The organism is Bradyrhizobium sp. (genome assembly GCF_016213215.1).
Lineage (GTDB): Bacteria > Pseudomonadota > Alphaproteobacteria > Rhizobiales > Xanthobacteraceae > Bradyrhizobium.
The window spans coordinates 74,705-92,536 of sequence record NZ_JACRAW010000007.1 but is presented as its reverse complement, the minus strand read 5'-3'; the positions used below and the strand labels follow the sequence as shown (position 1 = coordinate 92,536).

Below are 17,832 nucleotides of genomic sequence, written 5' to 3'. Positions count from 1 at the left end.
AGATGAAGCTTATGTCCCGTTCCGTGGAGGCGAATTTTCTGTTCACGCTCGGCGAGCTGACGCGGCTGGTGCGGGCCCACGCCGACAAGGAGGCGCGGCGCTTCGGCATCACGCGCGCGCAATGGGCCGTGCTTGCCAAGGTGGAACGCCACGAAGGCATGAAGCAGTCCGAACTGGCCGAACTTCTGGAAATGCAGCCGATCACGTTGACGCGACTGATCGACAAGCTTTGCGAAAACGACTGGCTCGAGCGCCGCAGCGACTCCGCCGACCGCCGTATCAATCGCCTCTACTTGCGGAAAGCGGGTCGCCAGCTGCTCGGAAAGCTGAGCGGATTGCGCTCGGAGCTCACGGCGACCGCGCTCGACGGCATTCATCCGGCCGACGCGCATCGCCTGCTGGCGCAGCTCGAAACGATGAAGGAAAACGTGCGCAACGCCATACAAAATACGTCGGGGGAACCGCCGCGGAGGGAACAGCGCTATGGCTGATCAGGTACTGAAGTTTCCCCCCGAGGCGAAGGACGCGCCCACCGCAAAGCCCCGCAGCAAGCTCGCCGCGGAGCCGCGCCGCCGCCTGCTGGCCGGCCTGCGGCGCTATCGCCGTTTCCTGCTGCTCGTCGTGCTGCCGCTCGCGGCCGCGATCGGCGGACTGATTTTCTATCTCGAAGGCGGCCGTTATGTCGGGACCGACGACGCCTATGTCGGCGCCCAGAAGGTTCTCATCACGACGGACATTTCCGGCAAGATCGACAAGGTCGTGGTCAAGGAAGGCCAGTTGGTCAAGCAAGGCGACGTGCTGTTCGAGATCGACCCCGTCCCGTTCCGCCTCGCGGTGGACCAGGCCAAGGCCACGCTCGATCAGGCCCGCACGACCTATGACAGCCTGAAGGCCAACATCAAGATCTACGGCCAGATGCTCGATCTGACGGAGCAGGGCATCGGGCTCAAGCAGCGCGACGTCGAACGCAAGCAGGCGCTGGTGAAGAACAATTTCGGCTCGCAGCTTGATCTCGACAATGCGGCGACCGCGCTGGTGACCGCCGGCGCGCAGGCGCAATTCGTCAAGCAGAACCTCTCGAATGCCAAGACGCAGCTGCTCGGCAATCCCGATCTGCCGTTGGAGCAATTCCCGCCCTATGCTCTGGCCAAGGCGAAGCTTGAGGAGGCCGAGCGCAATCTCGATCACACGGTGGTGCGCGCGCCGATGCCGGGCGTGGCGACCCAGGTCGAACAGATCCAGCTCGGTCGTTACATCACCGCCGGCACGCCGGTGTTCTCGATCATCGACGTGGCCCATCCCTGGGTCGATGCCAATCCGAAGGAATCCGACTTCACCTATGTCGCCGTCGGCCAGCCCGTGACGCTTGAGGTCGATGCCTTTCCGAACCACGTGTTCAAGGGCAAGATCGGCTCGCTGTCGCCAGGCACCGGCGCGCAATTTGCGATCCTGCCGCCGCAGAACGCCACCGGCAATTTTGTCAAGATCGTGCAGCGCGTGCCGGTGCGGATCTATTTCGACGAGAACGACGAACACGTGCGAAAGCTGAAGGCCGGCATGAGCGTCTATGCCACCATCGATACCGGACATCGCCGGACGCTGGCGGGCCTTTTGGGCCTTTCGTCGACGGCAAAGAAGGACTGATCCCCCGTGTCCGGTCCGCTGCCGCCCGGCCTGCGCCGCAACATGTTGACGATCTGCGCCATGACCGCGACCATCATGCAGGCGCTGGACACCACGATCGCCAATGTCGCCCTGCCCTATATGCAGGGCACGCTGTCGGCGTCACAGGACCAGATCAACTGGGTGCTGACCTCCTATATCGTCGCCGCGGCGATCATGACCGCTCCGGTGGGATGGATCTCCGACCGCTTCGGGCGCAAGCGCATCTTCATTCTCTGTTCCGCCGGCTTCACCGTGACCTCGGTGCTGTGCGGGCTCGCGCAGGACATCACCCAGATGGTGCTGTTCCGCCTGCTGCAGGGCGTATTCGGCGCGGCGCTGGTGCCGCTGTCGCAGGCGGTGATGCTCGATTCCTACACCTTGCAGGAGCGGGCGAAGGCGATGGCGATCTGGGGCATGGGCGTGATGATGGGACCGATCATGGGCCCCTCGCTGGGCGCCTGGCTGACCGAGACCTATTCCTGGCACTGGGTGTTCTTCGTCAACCTGCCGTTCGGCGCCATCACCGTGATCGGCCTCATCGTCTTCATGGATGAGACCAAAAAGGATCTCAGTCTCCGCTTCGACTGGTTAGGCTTCACGGCGTTGGCGGTCGCCATCGGGGCGCTGCAGCTCGCGCTCGATCGCGGCGAGCAATTGGACTGGCTGGAATCCAACGAAATCATCGCCGAGTTCATTATCTCGGCCGTCGGCTTCTATTATTTCTTCGCCCACTCGTTCACGACGTCGAGCCCGTTCATCCGGTTCGCGCTGTTCAAGGACAGGAATTTCGTTACCGGCTGCATCTTCATGATCGTGATGGGACTGGTGCTGTTCTCGACCATGGCGCTTGCCTCGCCTTACCTGCAGAACGTGATCGGGTACCCCATCATCACCGCGGGCTGGCTATTGGCGAGCCGCGGCTTCGGCACATTCCTTTCCATGATGATGGTCGGCCGCCTGATGCGCCATATCGAAGCCCGCACCCTGATCATCGCGGGGCTCTCCATCACCGCGGGCACGCTGTACTATATGACCTTCTGGACCGACCAGACCCAGGCGCCAGAGATTCTCGCCATCAGCATTATCCAGGGCTTCGGCTTCGGGCTGGTGTTCGTGCCGCTCTCGACGGTGGCGTTCCTGACAGTGTCGCCTCAGCTGCGCACCGACGGCGCGTCAATGCTGACCCTCATGCGCAATGTCGCAAGCTCGGTCGGCATTTCCATCGTCATCGCACAGCTCACGCAGGGGTCACGGTCGAACTACGCGATTCTTTCGCAGCATATCAATCCGTTCAACCCCGCGCTCCAGATGCCGGGCGTAACCGGCTTGATCAATCTCTCAACCGACGTGGGGCGTGCCATGGCGGACAAGATGGTGGCAGCCCAGGCGCAGATCATCGCCTTCTCGCAGGACTACCAGCTTGTGATGATCTTCATCCTGTGCACGCTTCCGCTCGCGATCATGATCGGCTCGACCAAGGCCGCGCTACGCAAGCAGGCGGCAGGCCCCGAGCATGCGGTGATGGAGTAGCGGCTTCGCGCTCCCTCGCCCCGCTTGCGGGACCGGGACGAGCATGGCTCGCCCTTTGAGGGTTGGGGTGAGTGTGGCGAGGTAAGAAGTGCCCCGCACGCTCGAGTTTGCCTTCGTGTTCGTCGCGCTCGATCATGCCGCCGCGGTGCGGCCACCGAAATTCCGGGCGATCCAGGCCGAGAGCGCTTCCTTCTGTTGGTCGTCGAGCTCGAAAGCGACATGCATCGCGTCCGCACCCTGGCCCCGCACGCGGAAGGGCAGCGCCGTTGCAAAGCTCTGGATCCGGAACGAGCCGCTGGCGCCGACCGGTATCTCGGGCTTGCAGTTCAGCCAGGCTCCGCCCACGGAGATATCGGACAGGGTCCCCTCGCGTACCGCATGCGCAGGATCGGTCACCGTGACCTTGACGTCGATGGGGTAGCGCTGGTCGTGGCGGCGATCGACTTCCGTGGTCGAGCCGCGCACGGTGCGAACCAGCGTCGACTTCAACGACGCGAGATTCGAGGACACACTGGCGATGGCCCTGCGGACTTCGGCGGCGCGTTCATTGACGGAATTGGCGTCCCGGCTCACATGGGCGATCTTGGTGGAGACCTCCTGGGCGGCCGCGGCCGATTCGGAGATTGAACGCGCGATCTCGCGCGTGGCGGCGTCCTGTTCTTCCATCGCGGCTGCAACTGACGTCGCAACGCCATCGATTTCGGTGATCCGGCCGCCCATCTCCTCCACGGCGTTCACGGCAGCTTGCGTCGAGCTCTGAATCTCCGCGATCAGGCGCGCGATCTCGTCGGTCGATTTCGCGGTCTGGTTTGAGAGCGACTTGACCTCGGCGGCGACCACGGCGAAACCACGACCGGCTTCGCCGGCGCGCGCCGCCTCGATCGTCGCGTTCAACGCCAACAGGTTTGTCTGACCCGCGATGCCGCCGATGAGGTCGCTGACCTCCGCGATCTTCCGCACCGAATCCGACAGCGCCTGGATGGTAGACCGCGCCTGCTCCCGATCGGCCACGGCCGATTTCGTCACTGTGCTCGCCCGCTCGACCTGGGTCGCGATCTCGCGGATCGAGGCCGTCAGCTCTTCCGCCGCAGCGGAGACGGTCTGCGAATTGGACAGCGCTTGCTGCGAGGCCGTGGTGACGGCCTGCGACTCCGCCGACAGCGCGTGGGCGATGTCGGAGAGACTCGAAGCCACGTGCTCGACCTCCTGTGCGGCGCTCGCCGCCATTTCCACCGAGGCCCCGGTCTCGCGTTCGACGGTGTCGGCCATGCCGAGCAGAGCCTGGCGCTTGGCCGCCGCGGCTGCTATCTCGCCGCGCTGCTGCTCCTCGCGCATGCGCGCGTTTTCGACCGCGGCCTGCTTGAAAACGGTCATGGCGCCGGCCATCGAGCCGATCTCGTCATGCCGGTCGGCAAAGGGAACGTCGGAGGCGAGATCGCCCTTCGCAAGTTTCTGCATCGCGCCTGTCATCCGGACGATCGGACGAACCACCCCGAACATCAAGCCCATGATGCCGGCGACGATAAGCGCGAGCACCACGGCCGAAACGCTCCAGACGATGTAGGAAATCGTGTTGTCGCGCCCGGCAGCCAGCTTCTCGACATCGGAATTCTGCCTGGTCGCGCGTTCGACGATCTGGTCGATGATCGCGCGATGGGCGGCGTAGACCTCCTTAAGCTGGGCATAGGCGCGCTCGGCCGCGGCGGCATCCTTGCGTGTCAAGGCCGGCAGGAGTTGATCCGCGACCAGCGTCCAGAACTTCTGCACCTCGGCATCGGATTTGGTGACCAGCGTGGTCTTCAGCTCCGGCGCGAGCGCGGACGCGCTCCAGTACGCCTTGCGATCCTCGTAATCCTTGCGCAGCTGGACCAGGCGGTCGCCATGGGCGGTCAGCTTGTCAGGTTCGCGCAAGGCGAGCGTCGCCTCGAGATAGGCTTCCAGGACGTAGGCCGGAGGCGGCAGGATATCGGCCACCAGATCGTTGCCGAGCTTGATCTCGGAATAGAGCGGCCCGCCGACCTTGAGCTCGCGCAGAGCATAGACCCCGGTCGAGACGACGGCGGTAAAGCCGATCACCAGAAGCAGGCCGAACGCAATGATTGCTGAGGAAATGGAAAGACGCAATTTCATGGGCGATCCGCACCGAGGAGCATCGATCCCCCAGATTACTGCCTAGTAGTCAACAGACGCTAAATGGGCCTGTCGGAATTCGGCAAAGGCAGTCAGATACAGACCATCGCGGCTTCGATCTGCGCAGTGCGTAGCCTGCCCATCAGTAGATTTACGAGCAAGCCAGCGCTCAGGGAGGCAGCCGATTGGCTGCTCATTTAATCGGCGCACGCGGCAGTACGGCCTCGCCCGTTTCCAGATGCCAGACGTGATCGAGCGAGTGCCAGGGTGCTCCGACCCCGGCCTCCGTCGGATGCGGAGCGTCATGGCGCACGAAATCGGCGATCAGCGGCTTTGTCACCCCGAACTGGACATCGCTGTCGAGATGCGGGTCGGCGGGATCGTAAACCTGCGAAATCAGCACCTTGAATCCCGGCTTGAAGATCAGCGTATGCAAATGCGCCGGCCGGTAGGGATGGCGGCCCTGTGCTTTCAGGAGACGGCCGACGACACCGTCGGTCGGAACCGGGTAGCCGACCATCATCACCGAGCGAAAGGAGAAGCGGCCGTCGGAGTCGGTCGTGAACTTGCCGCGCAGGTTCATCTCGGCCTGCTCCGGATCCTGGTTTTCGTAGAGCCCGACCGGCGAGGCATGCCAGACGTCGACCTCCGCGCCCGCGACCGGACGACCGTCTCTGTCGACCACGCGGCCGCTGACGAACAGCGGAGCGCCCGGCGTGTTCGAGCGCACGATCGAACCGCCGTTCTCGACCCGCGGCGAGTTCAGGCGCCAGAACGGGCCGAGCAGCGACTGGTCTGTCTCGACATTGCCCTGGTCGCCATTGTTGAGGAGGCAAACGAGGGAGGAGACGCCAAGCGAGCCCGCCATCAGCACGACTTCGTTGTGAGTGTCGGTCGTCAGCCGGCCCATTTCGGCCAGGATCGCGGTGGCCTCACGAAATTCCGCTTCGGTCAGGCGGACGTCGCGGATGAAGTCATGCAGGTGGCTCACAAGTGAAACCATGATCTGGCGCAGCCGCGGGTCGGACGTCCGCTCCATCACGGCGAGGGCCGCGACTGTGACGTCCTGCTCACGCTCGATGATCATGCGGGGGCTCCCATGCGATCCTCATGGTGAGGAGCGCCGTAGGCGCGTCTCGAAACCATGAGGCCAAAGTGGGGCCTCACCCTTCGAGACGCGCTTCGCGCTCCTCAGAGGGTCGAACGCTCAGTTCAGCTTCTCGATCGCGACCGCAACGCCCTGGCCGACGCCGACGCACATGGTGGCGAGCGCAAGCTTGCCGCCACGCTTCTCCATGCCGTGCACGGCGGTAAGCGCAAGGCGCGCTCCGCTCATGCCGAGCGGATGGCCGAGCGCAATGGCCCCGCCATGCGGATTGACGAAATCGGCATCGTCGGCAACGCCGAGCTGGCGCAGGCAGGCGATGCCCTGCGAGGCGAATGCCTCATTCAGTTCGATCAGGTCGAAATCGGTGATCTTCCGGCCGAGACGCTCCATCAGCTTGCGCGTCGCCGGCACCGGGCCGATGCCCATGATGCGCGGTGGCACGGCGGCCGAGGCAAGGCCGAGGATGCGGGCGCGCGGGGTCAAGCCGTGCTTCTTCACCGCGGCTTCGGACGCGAGGATCATGGCGGCTGCACCGTCGTTGACGCCCGAGGCATTGCCGGCGGTCACGGTGCCGGGATTGCGCACGATCGGCTTGAGCTTGCCAAGACCCTCCAGCGTGGTCTCGGGACGCGGATGCTCGTCCTTGTCCACGACGATCGGACCGGCCTTGCCGCCGGGCACCGAGACCGGCGTGATCTCTTCGGCGAAATACCCGGCCGCAATCGCCTGTCCGGCGCGCTGCTGCGAACGGATGGCGAAGGCATCCTGATCGGCGCGCGAAACCTGGAACTCTTCCGCCACGTTCTCACCGGTCTCCGGCATCGAGTCGACGCCATATTGGGCCTTGAGCAGCGGATTGATGAAGCGCCAGCCGATCGTGGTGTCGAAGATCTCGGCCGAGCGCGAAAATGCTTCCTGTGCCTTGCCCATCACGAAGGGCGCCCGCGTCATCGATTCGACGCCGCCGGCAATGGCGAAATCGATATCGCCGGCCCGGATGGCGCGCCCCGCGGCACCCACGGCGTCAAGGCCGGACGCGCAGAGGCGATTGAGGGTCTGGCCGGGAACCGAATCCGGCATGCCGGCAAGCAGAAGCGCCATGTCGCGACGTTGCGATTGTCCTCGCCGGCCTGGTTGGCGCAGCCGAAAAACACCTCGTCCACCTGCGACCAGTCGAGCTTGGGATGTTTTGCCATCAGCGCCTTGATGGGGCTTGCTGCGAGGTCGTCGGTGCGCACCTTGGCGAGAGATCCGCCGAAACGGCCGATCGGGGTCCGGACAGCATCACACACAAATACATCACGCATCGTTTCCTCCCTCGATCGGCCCGCATTTCCGCCGAATTTCTCGCACTCAGCCGAGTTTTAGGTGTGGGCCCGCGGCTGGTCAATTGACGGATTTGCACATGGGCATGCTGGGCGCGACGGGGCATTGGGCGCGGACAGCGTGGAAAACCCCGCCATGCACGGCCAGAACGATAGGACCGCGAGGAGAAATTTGGCTAGTTTGCGCCACCCATGACCATCCAGCCGTCCATGCCCTCGCCCGCCGATACCGTGCCAGCTATTGAGACGCCGGCGCGCGTTACGCCGATGATGGAACAGTACCTGGAGATCAAGGCGTCCCATCCCGGCCTGCTCCTGTTCTACCGCATGGGCGATTTCTACGAGCTGTTCTTCGAGGATGCCGAGATCGCCTCGAAGGCGCTCGGCATCATGCTGACCAAGCGCGGCAAGCACCAGGGCGCCGACATTCCCATGTGCGGCGTGCCGGTGGAGCGCTCGGACGATTACCTACATCGCCTGATCGCACAGGGTTTTCGCGTTGCGGTCTGCGAGCAGATGGAGGATCCGGCGGCGGCGCGCGCCCGCGGAGCCAAGAGCGTGGTGCGACGCGGCGTGATCCGGGTGGTGACGCCCGGCACGCTCACCGAAGACACCCTGCTCGATGCGCGGGCCAACAATTATCTGCTCGCGATCGCGCGCGCCCGCAGTTCGGCCGGCGGCGATCGTTTCGGACTCGCATGGATCGACATCTCGACGGCCGAATTCATGGTGACGGAATGCGCAGGCTCCGAGCTTGCGGCGACGCTGGCACGTATCAACCCCAATGAAGCGATCGTGAGCGATGCGCTTTACGGCGATTCGGAGCTCGCCCCCGCCTTGCGCGAACTGCCGGCCGTGACGCCCCTCACCCGCGACGTCTTCGACGGCGCCACCGCCGAGAAGCGGCTGTGCGACTACTTCGCGGTCGCGACCATGGACGGCCTCGCCCCGCTGTCGCGCCTGGAAGCGACCGCGGCCGCCGCGGCGATCACCTATATCGACCGCACCCAGGTCGGAAAGCGCCCGCCCCTGTCGCCGCCGGCGCGCGAAGCGTCCGGTACCACCATGGCCATCGATCCGGCCACGCGCGCCAATCTCGAACTGACGCGCACGTTGTCCGGCGAGCGTCGCAGCTCGCTGCTCGATGCGATCGACTGCACCGTCACCTCGGCGGGATCGCGCCTGTTGGCGCAGCGGCTGGCGGCACCCCTGACCGATCCAGCCGCGATCGCGCGGCGGCTTGATGCCGTCAGCACCTTTGTCACCGACCCGGCCGCCCGCGAAGATATCCGCAGCATCCTGCGCGGTGCGCCTGATATGTCGCGGGCGCTGGCGCGGCTCTCGGTCGGCCGCGGCGGTCCGCGCGACCTCGCGGGCCTGCGCGACGGCATCCTTGCCGCCGACCAGGCGCTGGCGCGCCTCGCCGAGCTCGAGCAGCCGCCCCAGGAGATTGCCATCGTAATGTCCGCGCTACGCCGGCCCTCGCGTGAGCTGGCGGACGAATTCTCGCGCGCGCTCGCCGAACAACTACCGCTGATCAAGCGCGACGGCGGTTTCGTGCGCGAAAGCTATGAGGCCGCGCTCGACGAAGCGCGCAACCTGCGCGATGCCTCGCGCCTGGTCGTGGCCGCGATGCAGGCGCGCTACGCCGAGGACAGCGGCGTCAAGGGCCTGAAGATCCGTCACAACAACGTGCTCGGCTATTTCGTCGAAGTCACCGCGCAGCATGGCGACAAGCTGATGTCGCCGCCGCTCAATGCAATCTTCATCCATCGCCAGACGCTGGCGGGGCAGGTGCGCTTCACCACGGCAGAGCTGGGCGAGACCGAAGCCAAGATCGCCAATGCCGGCGAGCGCGCGCTCAACCTCGAGCTTGAGATCTTCGACAAGCTCTGCGCCAAGGCGATTGCGATCAGCGACGATCTGCGCGCAGCAGCCCACGCTTTTTCGCTGCTCGATGTCGCCACTTCGCTGGCCAGGCTTGCGGTCGACGAGAACTATGTCCGGCCCGAGGTCGACTCGTCCTTGAGCTTTGCCGTCGAGGCCGGCCGCCACCCGGTGGTCGAACAGGCCCTGAAGCGCAACGGCGAGCCGTTCATCGCCAATGCCTGCGACCTGTCGCCAGCACCGGGCCAGAAGTCCGGGCAGATCTGGTTGCTGACCGGGCCCAACATGGCCGGCAAATCGACCTTCCTGCGCCAGAATGCGCTGATCGCGCTGATGGCGCAGATCGGCAGCTTTGTGCCGGCCTCGCGCGCCCGCATCGGCATCGTCGACCGCCTGTTCTCGCGCGTCGGCGCGGCCGACGATCTCGCACGCGGCCGTTCCACCTTCATGGTCGAGATGGTCGAGACCGCCGCGATCCTCAACCAGGCCGGCGAGCGCTCCCTGGTCATTCTCGACGAGATCGGCCGCGGCACGGCCACCTTCGACGGGCTTTCAATCGCCTGGGCCGCGATCGAGCACCTGCACGAGAGCAACCGCTGTCGCGCGCTGTTCGCCACCCATTATCACGAGCTCACCGCGCTCTCGGCCAGGCTGCCGCGGATGTTCAACGCCACCGTGCGCGTCAAGGAGTGGCAGGGCGAGGTCGTGTTCCTGCACGAAGTACTGCCGGGCTCGGCCGACCGCTCCTACGGCATCCAGGTGGCGAAGCTGGCCGGCCTGCCGCCGGCGGTGATCGCGCGGGCCAAGTCAGTGCTGGCGAAGCTGGAGGCGCAGGATCGCGGCCACACCGCGCGTGCGCTGGCGGACGATCTGCCGCTGTTTGCCGTACCCTCGCGCGCCGCCGCGGAAGCTGCGCCGCCGAGCGAGGCGGAACAACTGGTGCAAGCGGTCAAGGAACTGCATCCGGATGAGATGACCCCGCGCGAGGCGCTGGAGGCGCTCTATACGCTGAAGGCAAAGCTACCGAAACAGTGAGCCCCCAGGCTCTATATTCGGAAGCGCCGCCGTCCGTTCCACCACAGCGCCAGATTCCAGCCGACGCAGGTCAAGAGCGCAAGGCTCAAGCCGAGCGCAGAGCCGAACCGAAGCGCCGTGACGTGCAACACGGCAATCGCGACGCCGAAACCCATCAGACCCCACGCGCCGTTGGCGAGGACTGCCGCGGTCGCCGGACCGCCGATGCGCGGGTGCAGAATCAGCATCATGCTGGTGAAAACGATCGGATAGAGCGCAATGATCCCGCTGACGGCCGGACCTACCCAGCTTGAAGTGGTGACGACGATAGCGACCAGGGTCGCAACCAGCGAGGCCCGCAGCGGGACGTCGTACCAGCGGCGCGTGATCAGCGGCATCTTGGCATGACGATAACGCTGCAAGAGCGGCACGCAGATCGCAAAGGTCGCGACGTTGGCGAAAATGCCGGCTGGCAGCGACCAGTGGAACAGACGCACGATCGAGGCGAGCGCGACCCAGACGGCGATGGCGGCCGCACAGCTCACAATAAGGCTATGGCGCTGCGCCAGCACCACATAGGTAAGCCCCAGAAAAATGGTCGCCGCATTGATCGGCAGGCTCGCGAGCGCGCCTTCCGCGATGAAGGCGGCGTCGTGGTCGAGCGCAAGAAACACGTACGATGGCCCGGCCGAGACCGGCAGCGTCGCCACCAATGCGCCGATCACAGGCCCCGATCGCTCGGTGATGAAGGAAGCAGAGACCACGAACGCCGCCACGATCGCCATGCGTAGCGCGAGCAGCAGGAAGAACGAAAGATCGAGGGACATTCGGCTTTTCTCACCCTCCCCGCGTGGGAAGGTGCGCAATCACACGCGCTGCATCGACACCGACACCTTCGGCCCGCTTCTGATGGTCTGATAGACCACGCAGAAGCGCTCGGTGAGTTTCAGCAGCAGGTCGAGCTTGTCCTGCGGCGCGTCGGTGTCGACCTCGAACCCCAGGCGGATCTCGGCAAAGCCGACCGGCGCTTCCTTGTCGATGCCGAGCGTGCCGCGAAAATCGAGATCACCCTCGGCGAACACCAGGCCGCTCCTGAGCGGCACCTCGATCGCCGTAGCGACGGACTTCAGCGTCACGCCGGCACAGGCGACCAGCGCCTCGAGCAGCATGTCGCCCGAACAGAGTTCGAGGCCGGAGCCGCCGGCGCCCGGATGCAATCCCGCAAGCCCCAGCGCGCGTCCGGTCTCCAGCTTGCAGGCAATGTTTTCGTTGTCGATCGAGCCCCTGGCCTTCAGCGTGATCAGCGCGGCCTTGGGGTCGGCCTTGTAGCGTTCCTTGATCGGCGCCTGCAGGGCCCGCAGCTGGGCGACGTCCATGGTCGTTCTCCCACGTTTGTATGCTCTTTCGTATAAATGGCCCTTGAACCGATGTCAGCAGCGCGAGGCCGAGAGGCGGGTCTCAGGCACGGCCGCATCGCCGAAAATCGCTTCCAATTCAAAGAATTAGATAGCACTCGGGCAGACCGAAAGATCCCTTTCGCGGAGCCATGCCGAAGCCGTGAAGCAGCGGTGACACTGGATTCAGCCACAATGGCCGTGACACCGCTCTCTGCCTCTTATATCGGGTTGAGTCATGGATACTGTAGCGACGCCACCCCCCGAAACCGATGAGCGCTTCGATACCGCGCGAGTGACCGCAGCGGTGGACGCGCTCGCCGAAAAGCATGCGGGCCGCGAGGACGTGTTCCGCACCGCCGTGGCGCAACTGCTCAAGGCCGAACTGGTTGCCGCGCGCGCGACCGCCCAGGCGATCCTGCTCAAGGACCGTCACGGAAGGCGTTGCGCCGAACGGCTGTGCTTCGTGCAGGACGAGATCATCCGGATCCTGTTTTCGATGGCCATCCGCCATCTCTATCCCGCGCACATCCCCTCGGGCGCCGAGCGCATGGCGGTGGTAGCGACCGGCGGCTACGGCCGCGGCCTGATGGCACCGGAGTCGGACATCGATCTGTTGTTCATCCTGCCCTACAAGCAGACCGCCTGGGGCGAGCAGGTCGCCGAAGCCATCCTTTATTGCCTTTGGGACATGGGCCTGAAGGTCGGCCATGCCACGCGCTCGGTGGACGAATCGATCCGGCAGGCGCGCGGCGACATGACGATCCGCACCGCGATCCTGGAGACGCGGTTTCTGACCGGCGACCGGCCGCTTTACGACGAGCTGGTGGCGCGCTTCGACAAGGACGTGGTGCAGGGCACCGCGGCCGAATTCGTCACCGCCAAACTCGCGGAGCGCGAGGAGCGGCATCGGCGCGCCGGACAATCGCGCTATCTGGTCGAGCCCAATGTCAAGGACGGCAAGGGCGGCCTGCGCGACCTGCACACGCTGTTCTGGATCGCTAAGTACGTCTACCGCGTGCGCGACACCGACGAGTTGCTCGATCGCGGCGTGTTCGATGCACAGGAATACCGCACCTTCCGCCGCTGCGCCGACTTCCTGTGGTCGGTCCGCTGCAACCTGCACTTCCACAGCGGCCGCGCCGAAGAACGACTGTCGTTCGACCTGCAGCGCGAAATCGCGGTCCGCCTCGGCTACACCTCGCATCCCGGCATGCAGGACGTCGAGCGCTTCATGAAGCACTATTTCCTGGTGGCGAAGGAGGTCGGCAACCTTACGGCCATCCTGTGCGCGAAACTGGAAGACCAGCAAGCCAAGCCGGCGCCGGTGCTGAGCCGCATGATGGCCCGGCTGCGCCCGGGCACGGTCAAGCGGCGCCTGCCCGAAAGCGACGATTTCATCGTCGACAACAACCGCATCAATCTCGCCGGCCCCGAGGTGTTCAAGCACGATCCGGTCAACCTGATCCGGATCTTCCGGCTGGCCCAGAAGAACAATCTCGCCTTCCATCCCGACGCGATGCGGACGGTGACGCGCTCCCTGCGGCTCATCAACACCGAGCTTCGCGACGATCCGGAAGCCAACCGCCTGTTCATGGAGATCCTGACCTCGAACGATGCGGAAACCGTGCTGCGGCGCATGAACGAGACCGGCGTGCTCGGTCACTTCGTCAGCGCGTTCGGCAAGATCGTCTCGATGATGCAGTTCAACATGTACCACCACTATACGGTGGACGAGCATTTGATCCGCTGCATCGGCTTCCTGCAGGAGATCGAGCGCGGCGGCAGCGAGGAATTTGCGCTGGCCAGCGACCTGATCCGCAAGATCCGGCCCGAGCACCGGCCTGTGATCTATGCCGCGACGCTGCTCCATGACGTCGCCAAGGGACGGCCCGAGGATCACTCGGACGGGGGCGCCAAGGTGGCGAGGCGCCTGTGCCCGCGGCTCGGATTTTCCACCGCCGACACCGATCTCGTCGCATGGCTGATCGAAGAACACCTGACCATGTCGACGGTGGCGCAATCGCGCGACCTTTCCGATCGCAAGACCATCGAGAATTTCGCCTCGGTCGTGCAATCGGTCGAGCAGATGAAGCTGCTCACCATTCTGACCACCGCCGACATCCGCGGCGTCGGCCCCGGCGTGTGGAACGGCTGGAAGGCCCAGCTCCTGCGCTCGCTCTACTACGAGACCGAGCCGGTGCTGACCGGCGGCTTCTCCGAGGTCAACCGCGCGCAGCGCCTGGCGGTGGCCCAGGCCGAATTCCGCGCCGCCTTCACCGAATGGCCGAAGGAGGAACTCGACGCCTACATCGCCCGCCATTACCCGGCGTATTGGCTCAAGGTCGAATTGCCGCGCAAGATCCGTCACGCCCGCTTCGTGCGCGCCAGCGAACAGGCCGGCCACAAGCTCGCGGTAAATGTCGGCTTCGACGAGGCGCGCGGCGTCACCGAGCTGACGATTTTCGCCGCCGACCATCCGTGGCTGCTGTCGATCATCGCCGGCGCCTGCGCCTCCGCCGGCGCCAATATCGTCGACGCGCAGATCTACACCACGACCGACGGCCGCGCGCTCGACACGATCTCGATCTCCCGCGAATACGACCGTGACGAGGACGAGGGCCGGCGCGCGACCCGCATCGGCGAGATGATCGAGGAAGTGCTGGAAGGCAAGCTGCGGCTGCCGGAAGTCGTGGCCCGGCGCGCGGTGCGCAGCAAGGCGCGGCCGTTCGTGATCGAACCGGAAGTCATCATCAACAACCAGTGGTCCGACCGCTACACCGTGATCGAGGTGTCGGGACTGGACCGCCCCGGCCTGCTGTACGAATTGACGACGGCGATCTCGAAGCTCAACCTCAACATCACCTCGGCCCATGTCGCGACTTTCGGCGAGCGCGCCCGCGACGTGTTCTATGTCACCGACCTCCTCGGCGCGCAGATCATGGCCCCGACCCGGCAGGCCGCGATCAAGAGTGCGCTGCTCCGTCTGCTTTCGGGCGACAAGGTTGTAGTGCCGGCGGCGTGAGGCGCGCCTATCATACATCGTCATTCCGGGCTCGCGCTGCGCGCGCCCCGGAATGACGAATGGACGGTCCGGCTAAGATTGCCACGCCCTCATGCTTCAACAGCCAGCGCTTGCGTGCAAGTCCGCCACCATATTTGACCAGCGAGCCGTCGGCGCCGATCAGCCGATGACAGGGCACGACGACGCTGATCGGATTCGCGCCATTGGCATGGCCGACCGCGCGGACTGCTTTCGGCGTGTCGAGCCGCGCGGCCATCGCGCCATAACTCAACGTCGTGCCCGCCGGGATCTGCGCAAGCGCGGTCCAGACCTTGCGCTGAAAGGGCGTACCAGCGACGCGCCATTTGATCGTCTTCAGTCGATCGAGGTCGCCCTCAAAATAGTCCGACAGCGCAGCTCGAATCTGCGCCGGAGCATCCGCCTCGTTAAGGACGACGGTGCCATAATGCAGGCGCAGGAGCTCGCGCATCCGGTGCTCATGGTCCTCCCAGTCGAGCGCGCGCAGGACGCCATCGGCATCCGTAACGAGCAAGGCGATCCCGATCGGCGTCTTCAGCCGATCAAGACCGAATGTTGCAGAAAATTCGGCTGATCGAGCGGGCATGTTGCAGCCATTTAAACAGACGACCGTCTGATGTGCCACGCTGGCGGACTGCCACCCACCCGAATCCCGACAGGCAGTCCCGCGACTTGATCTGGACTGCCTGTGTCCTCGCCGCGCTGGTCATGGTTCGGCTGGCGTAACGCGCGCGGTGCGATGGCCGTCCTTGCGCCACAACAACCCTTCCTCCACAATCCTGAGGCGGCCGTGCCGATCACGGAACAGGACCGTCGACAAAATAATCAGAATTCAACAAGGGAGAAACGAACCACATGAAAAAGGGAATTCTTCATCTGGCCGTCGGTGCTGCGCTTGCCATTGCGCTCTCGGTATCGCCGGCGCTTGCGCAGAAGAAATACGATCCCGGCGCGAGCGACACCGAGATCAAGTTCGGTCAGACCGTGCCGTTCTCGGGGCCCTATTCCGTTTATGCCAACATCGGCAAGACGCAAGCCGCGTACATGAAGATGATCAACGATCAGGGCGGCATCAAAGGCCGCAAGCTCAACCTGATCCAGTATGACGACGCCTATTCGCCGCCGAAGACGGTCGAGCAGGTGCGCAAGCTCGTCGAAGGCGATGAAGTCCTCTTCACCTTCCAACTCATCGGGACAGCGGCCAATGCCGCCGTACAGAAATATCTCAATGCCAAGAAAGTGCCGCAACTCCTGTCCTCGACCGGCGCTGCCCGCTTCAACGATCCACAGAACTTTCCATGGACGATCGCCTACAATCCCAACTACGTGTCCGAGGGTCGGATCTAAGCAAAATACATTCTCGCAAATCATCCCAACGCCAAGATCGGCATTCTCTATCAGAATGACGACATGGGGCGTGACTATGTCGCGGGGTTGAAGAGCGGACTCGGCGACAAGGCGGCAAACATGATCGTCGGCGAGGTGTCCTACGAGGTTGCCGATCCAACTGTCGACTCCCAGGTCGTCAAGCTGAAGTCGCTTGGCGTCGACCTGTTCTATGATGCTTCGACGCCGAAATTCGCCGCCCAGGCCATCAAGAAGCTTGCCGACCTCGGCTGGACGCCGGTGCACATCCTCGACATCAATGCGAGCCCGGTGTCAGCGACGCTGAAGCCCGCCGGCCTCGACATCTCCAAAGGCATCATCTCGACCAATTACGGCAAGGACCCCGGCGATCCGCAGTGGAAGGACGATCCGGGCGTGAAGGCCTATTTCGCCTTCATGGACAAATATTTCCCGGAAGGAGACAAGCTCAACACGGTCAACACCTACGCTTACTCGGTGGCTGAGCTCCTGGTGCAGGTGCTGCGCCAGTGCGGCGACGACCTGACGCGTGAGAACATCATGAAGCAGGTCGCCAACATCAAGGACTACACCCCGAGCCTCGCGCTGCCCGGCATCAAGATCAACACGGGGCCGAACGACTTCCGCGTCAACAAACAGATGCAGATGATGAAATTCAACGGCGAGCGCTGGGAGCTGTTCGGCCCGATCATCGCGGACACCGGACCTGGGGGTTAGAGAAGCGCTCCGACGCTCAGGGGTAACGTCCTGGCCGGGCTTGTCCCGGCCATCCACACGTTCTTCCGCTCTTGCAAGGTGGATGTCCGGGACGAAGCCCGGGCATGACGAGATCTCGCGCCGAGAACCTACGCCGGCACCTCGCCGAAATTCTTGCCGACCGGCAGCACGGCATGGCGGATCAGGCGGGAATCTTCCACCGCAGCCTGGCGGTGTTTCACCGCCTCCCGGTAGACGGGATCGCGGATCATATCAACGAATGCGGCAACGCTGGGATATTCGGCGATGAAGCAGAGGTCCCAACGTTCCTCCTGCGGGCCGATCAACATCAGTTCGAACTTTCCCTGCCAGACGATGCGGCCGCCAAGCCGCTCGAATACCGGTCCGCTCTCCCGGCCATAAGCCGCGTAAGCCTCAGCGCCGGTGGCCTTGCGTCCGTCGGGATAGGCCGCCTCCTTGCGCAGGCGCACCAGGTTGAGCATGTGAATTGGACCTTCACGGTCGTTGGCCCGAAACTGTGCGAAGACTTCCTTGGTCGGATCGATATGGCCCATACGGTTTCCCTTCTCTTGCTACGCCGATTCTAGCCCCGGGATCGGCGACATGGAACCTTTCGGCGCTGCATCGGCCGCGCCGCCGCACCTCCTAATGCCG

General features: G+C 64.5%; 11 protein-coding genes and 2 pseudogenes. 6 read left to right on the top strand and 7 right to left on the bottom strand.

What is annotated here, in order from left to right:
- Positions 1–11 precede the first annotated feature (11 nt).
- The 3 genes from HY852_RS01635 to HY852_RS01625 are packed head-to-tail and all read left to right on the top strand — an operon-like array spanning position 12 to position 3,195.
- Positions 12–491 carry a MarR family transcriptional regulator gene (locus HY852_RS01635; protein ID WP_291602040.1) on the top strand — a complete coding sequence of 160 codons (480 nt, stop codon included), beginning with the start codon at positions 12–14 and terminating at the stop codon, positions 489–491.
- Positions 484–1,644 (top strand): HlyD family secretion protein, encoded by a 1,161-nt coding sequence (locus tag HY852_RS01630; protein ID WP_291602039.1) that lies wholly within the window; start codon positions 484–486, stop codon positions 1,642–1,644. Before HY852_RS01635 ends, HY852_RS01630 begins: the two co-directional genes overlap by 8 nt.
- Before the next feature lie 42 nt (positions 1,645–1,686).
- A complete protein-coding gene (locus HY852_RS01625; RefSeq protein WP_291602125.1) occupies positions 1,687–3,195 on the top strand; it encodes an MDR family MFS transporter in 1,509 nt (502 codons plus the stop codon).
- Positions 3,196–3,327: 132 nt separating this feature from the next.
- On the opposite strand, the gene HY852_RS01620 is transcribed toward HY852_RS01625, so the two are convergent.
- The 3 genes and pseudogenes from HY852_RS01620 to pcaF all read right to left on the bottom strand — a co-directional run bounded on the left by HY852_RS01620 (position 3,328) and on the right by pcaF (position 7,740).
- Positions 3,328–5,325, bottom strand: coding sequence for a methyl-accepting chemotaxis protein (locus tag HY852_RS01620; protein ID WP_291602038.1), 1,998 nt, complete (start codon positions 5,323–5,325; stop codon positions 3,328–3,330).
- Between the two features lie 193 nt (positions 5,326–5,518).
- On the bottom strand, positions 5,519–6,412 hold the full coding sequence (locus HY852_RS01615) for a dioxygenase (protein WP_291602036.1): 894 nt from the start codon (positions 6,410–6,412) through the stop codon (positions 5,519–5,521).
- 120 nt (positions 6,413–6,532) lie between these two features.
- Positions 6,533–7,740 (bottom strand): annotated as a pseudogene (gene pcaF, locus HY852_RS01610) (3-oxoadipyl-CoA thiolase).
- Between the two features lie 210 nt (positions 7,741–7,950).
- Here pcaF and mutS point away from each other — a divergent pair.
- Positions 7,951–10,680, top strand: a complete 2,730-nt coding sequence (gene mutS / locus HY852_RS01605; RefSeq protein ID WP_291602035.1) for a DNA mismatch repair protein MutS — start codon at positions 7,951–7,953, stop codon at positions 10,678–10,680.
- 11 nt (positions 10,681–10,691) lie between these two features.
- On the opposite strand, the gene HY852_RS01600 is transcribed toward mutS, so the two are convergent.
- Both HY852_RS01600 and HY852_RS01595 read right to left on the bottom strand, forming a co-directional pair.
- Entirely contained in the window at positions 10,692–11,486 is a 795-nt protein-coding gene (locus tag HY852_RS01600) for a hypothetical protein (RefSeq protein ID WP_291602032.1), read from the bottom strand.
- 39 nt (positions 11,487–11,525) lie between these two features.
- Entirely contained in the window at positions 11,526–12,035 is a 510-nt protein-coding gene (locus tag HY852_RS01595) for an OsmC family protein (RefSeq protein WP_291602031.1), read from the bottom strand.
- A 256-nt stretch (positions 12,036–12,291) separates the two neighbouring features.
- On the opposite strand from HY852_RS01595, the gene HY852_RS01590 reads away from it, so the two are divergent.
- Complete coding sequence (locus HY852_RS01590) at positions 12,292–15,078, top strand: [protein-PII] uridylyltransferase (RefSeq protein WP_291602030.1); 2,787 nt, start codon at positions 12,292–12,294, stop codon at positions 15,076–15,078.
- 10 nt (positions 15,079–15,088) lie between these two features.
- Here the strand turns inward: HY852_RS01590 and HY852_RS01585 are convergent, their stop codons facing one another.
- Positions 15,089–15,682, bottom strand: a complete 594-nt coding sequence (locus tag HY852_RS01585) for a methylated-DNA--[protein]-cysteine S-methyltransferase (RefSeq protein ID WP_291602029.1) — start codon at positions 15,680–15,682, stop codon at positions 15,089–15,091.
- Positions 15,683–15,951: 269 nt separating this feature from the next.
- Here HY852_RS01585 and HY852_RS01580 point away from each other — a divergent pair.
- A pseudogene (locus HY852_RS01580) lies at positions 15,952–17,178 on the top strand (ABC transporter substrate-binding protein).
- Between the two features lie 128 nt (positions 17,179–17,306).
- Here the strand turns inward: HY852_RS01580 and HY852_RS01575 are convergent.
- Positions 17,307–17,732, bottom strand: a complete 426-nt coding sequence (locus HY852_RS01575; protein WP_291602027.1) for a DUF1330 domain-containing protein — start codon at positions 17,730–17,732, stop codon at positions 17,307–17,309.
- Between the last annotated feature and the right edge of the window lie 100 nt (positions 17,733–17,832).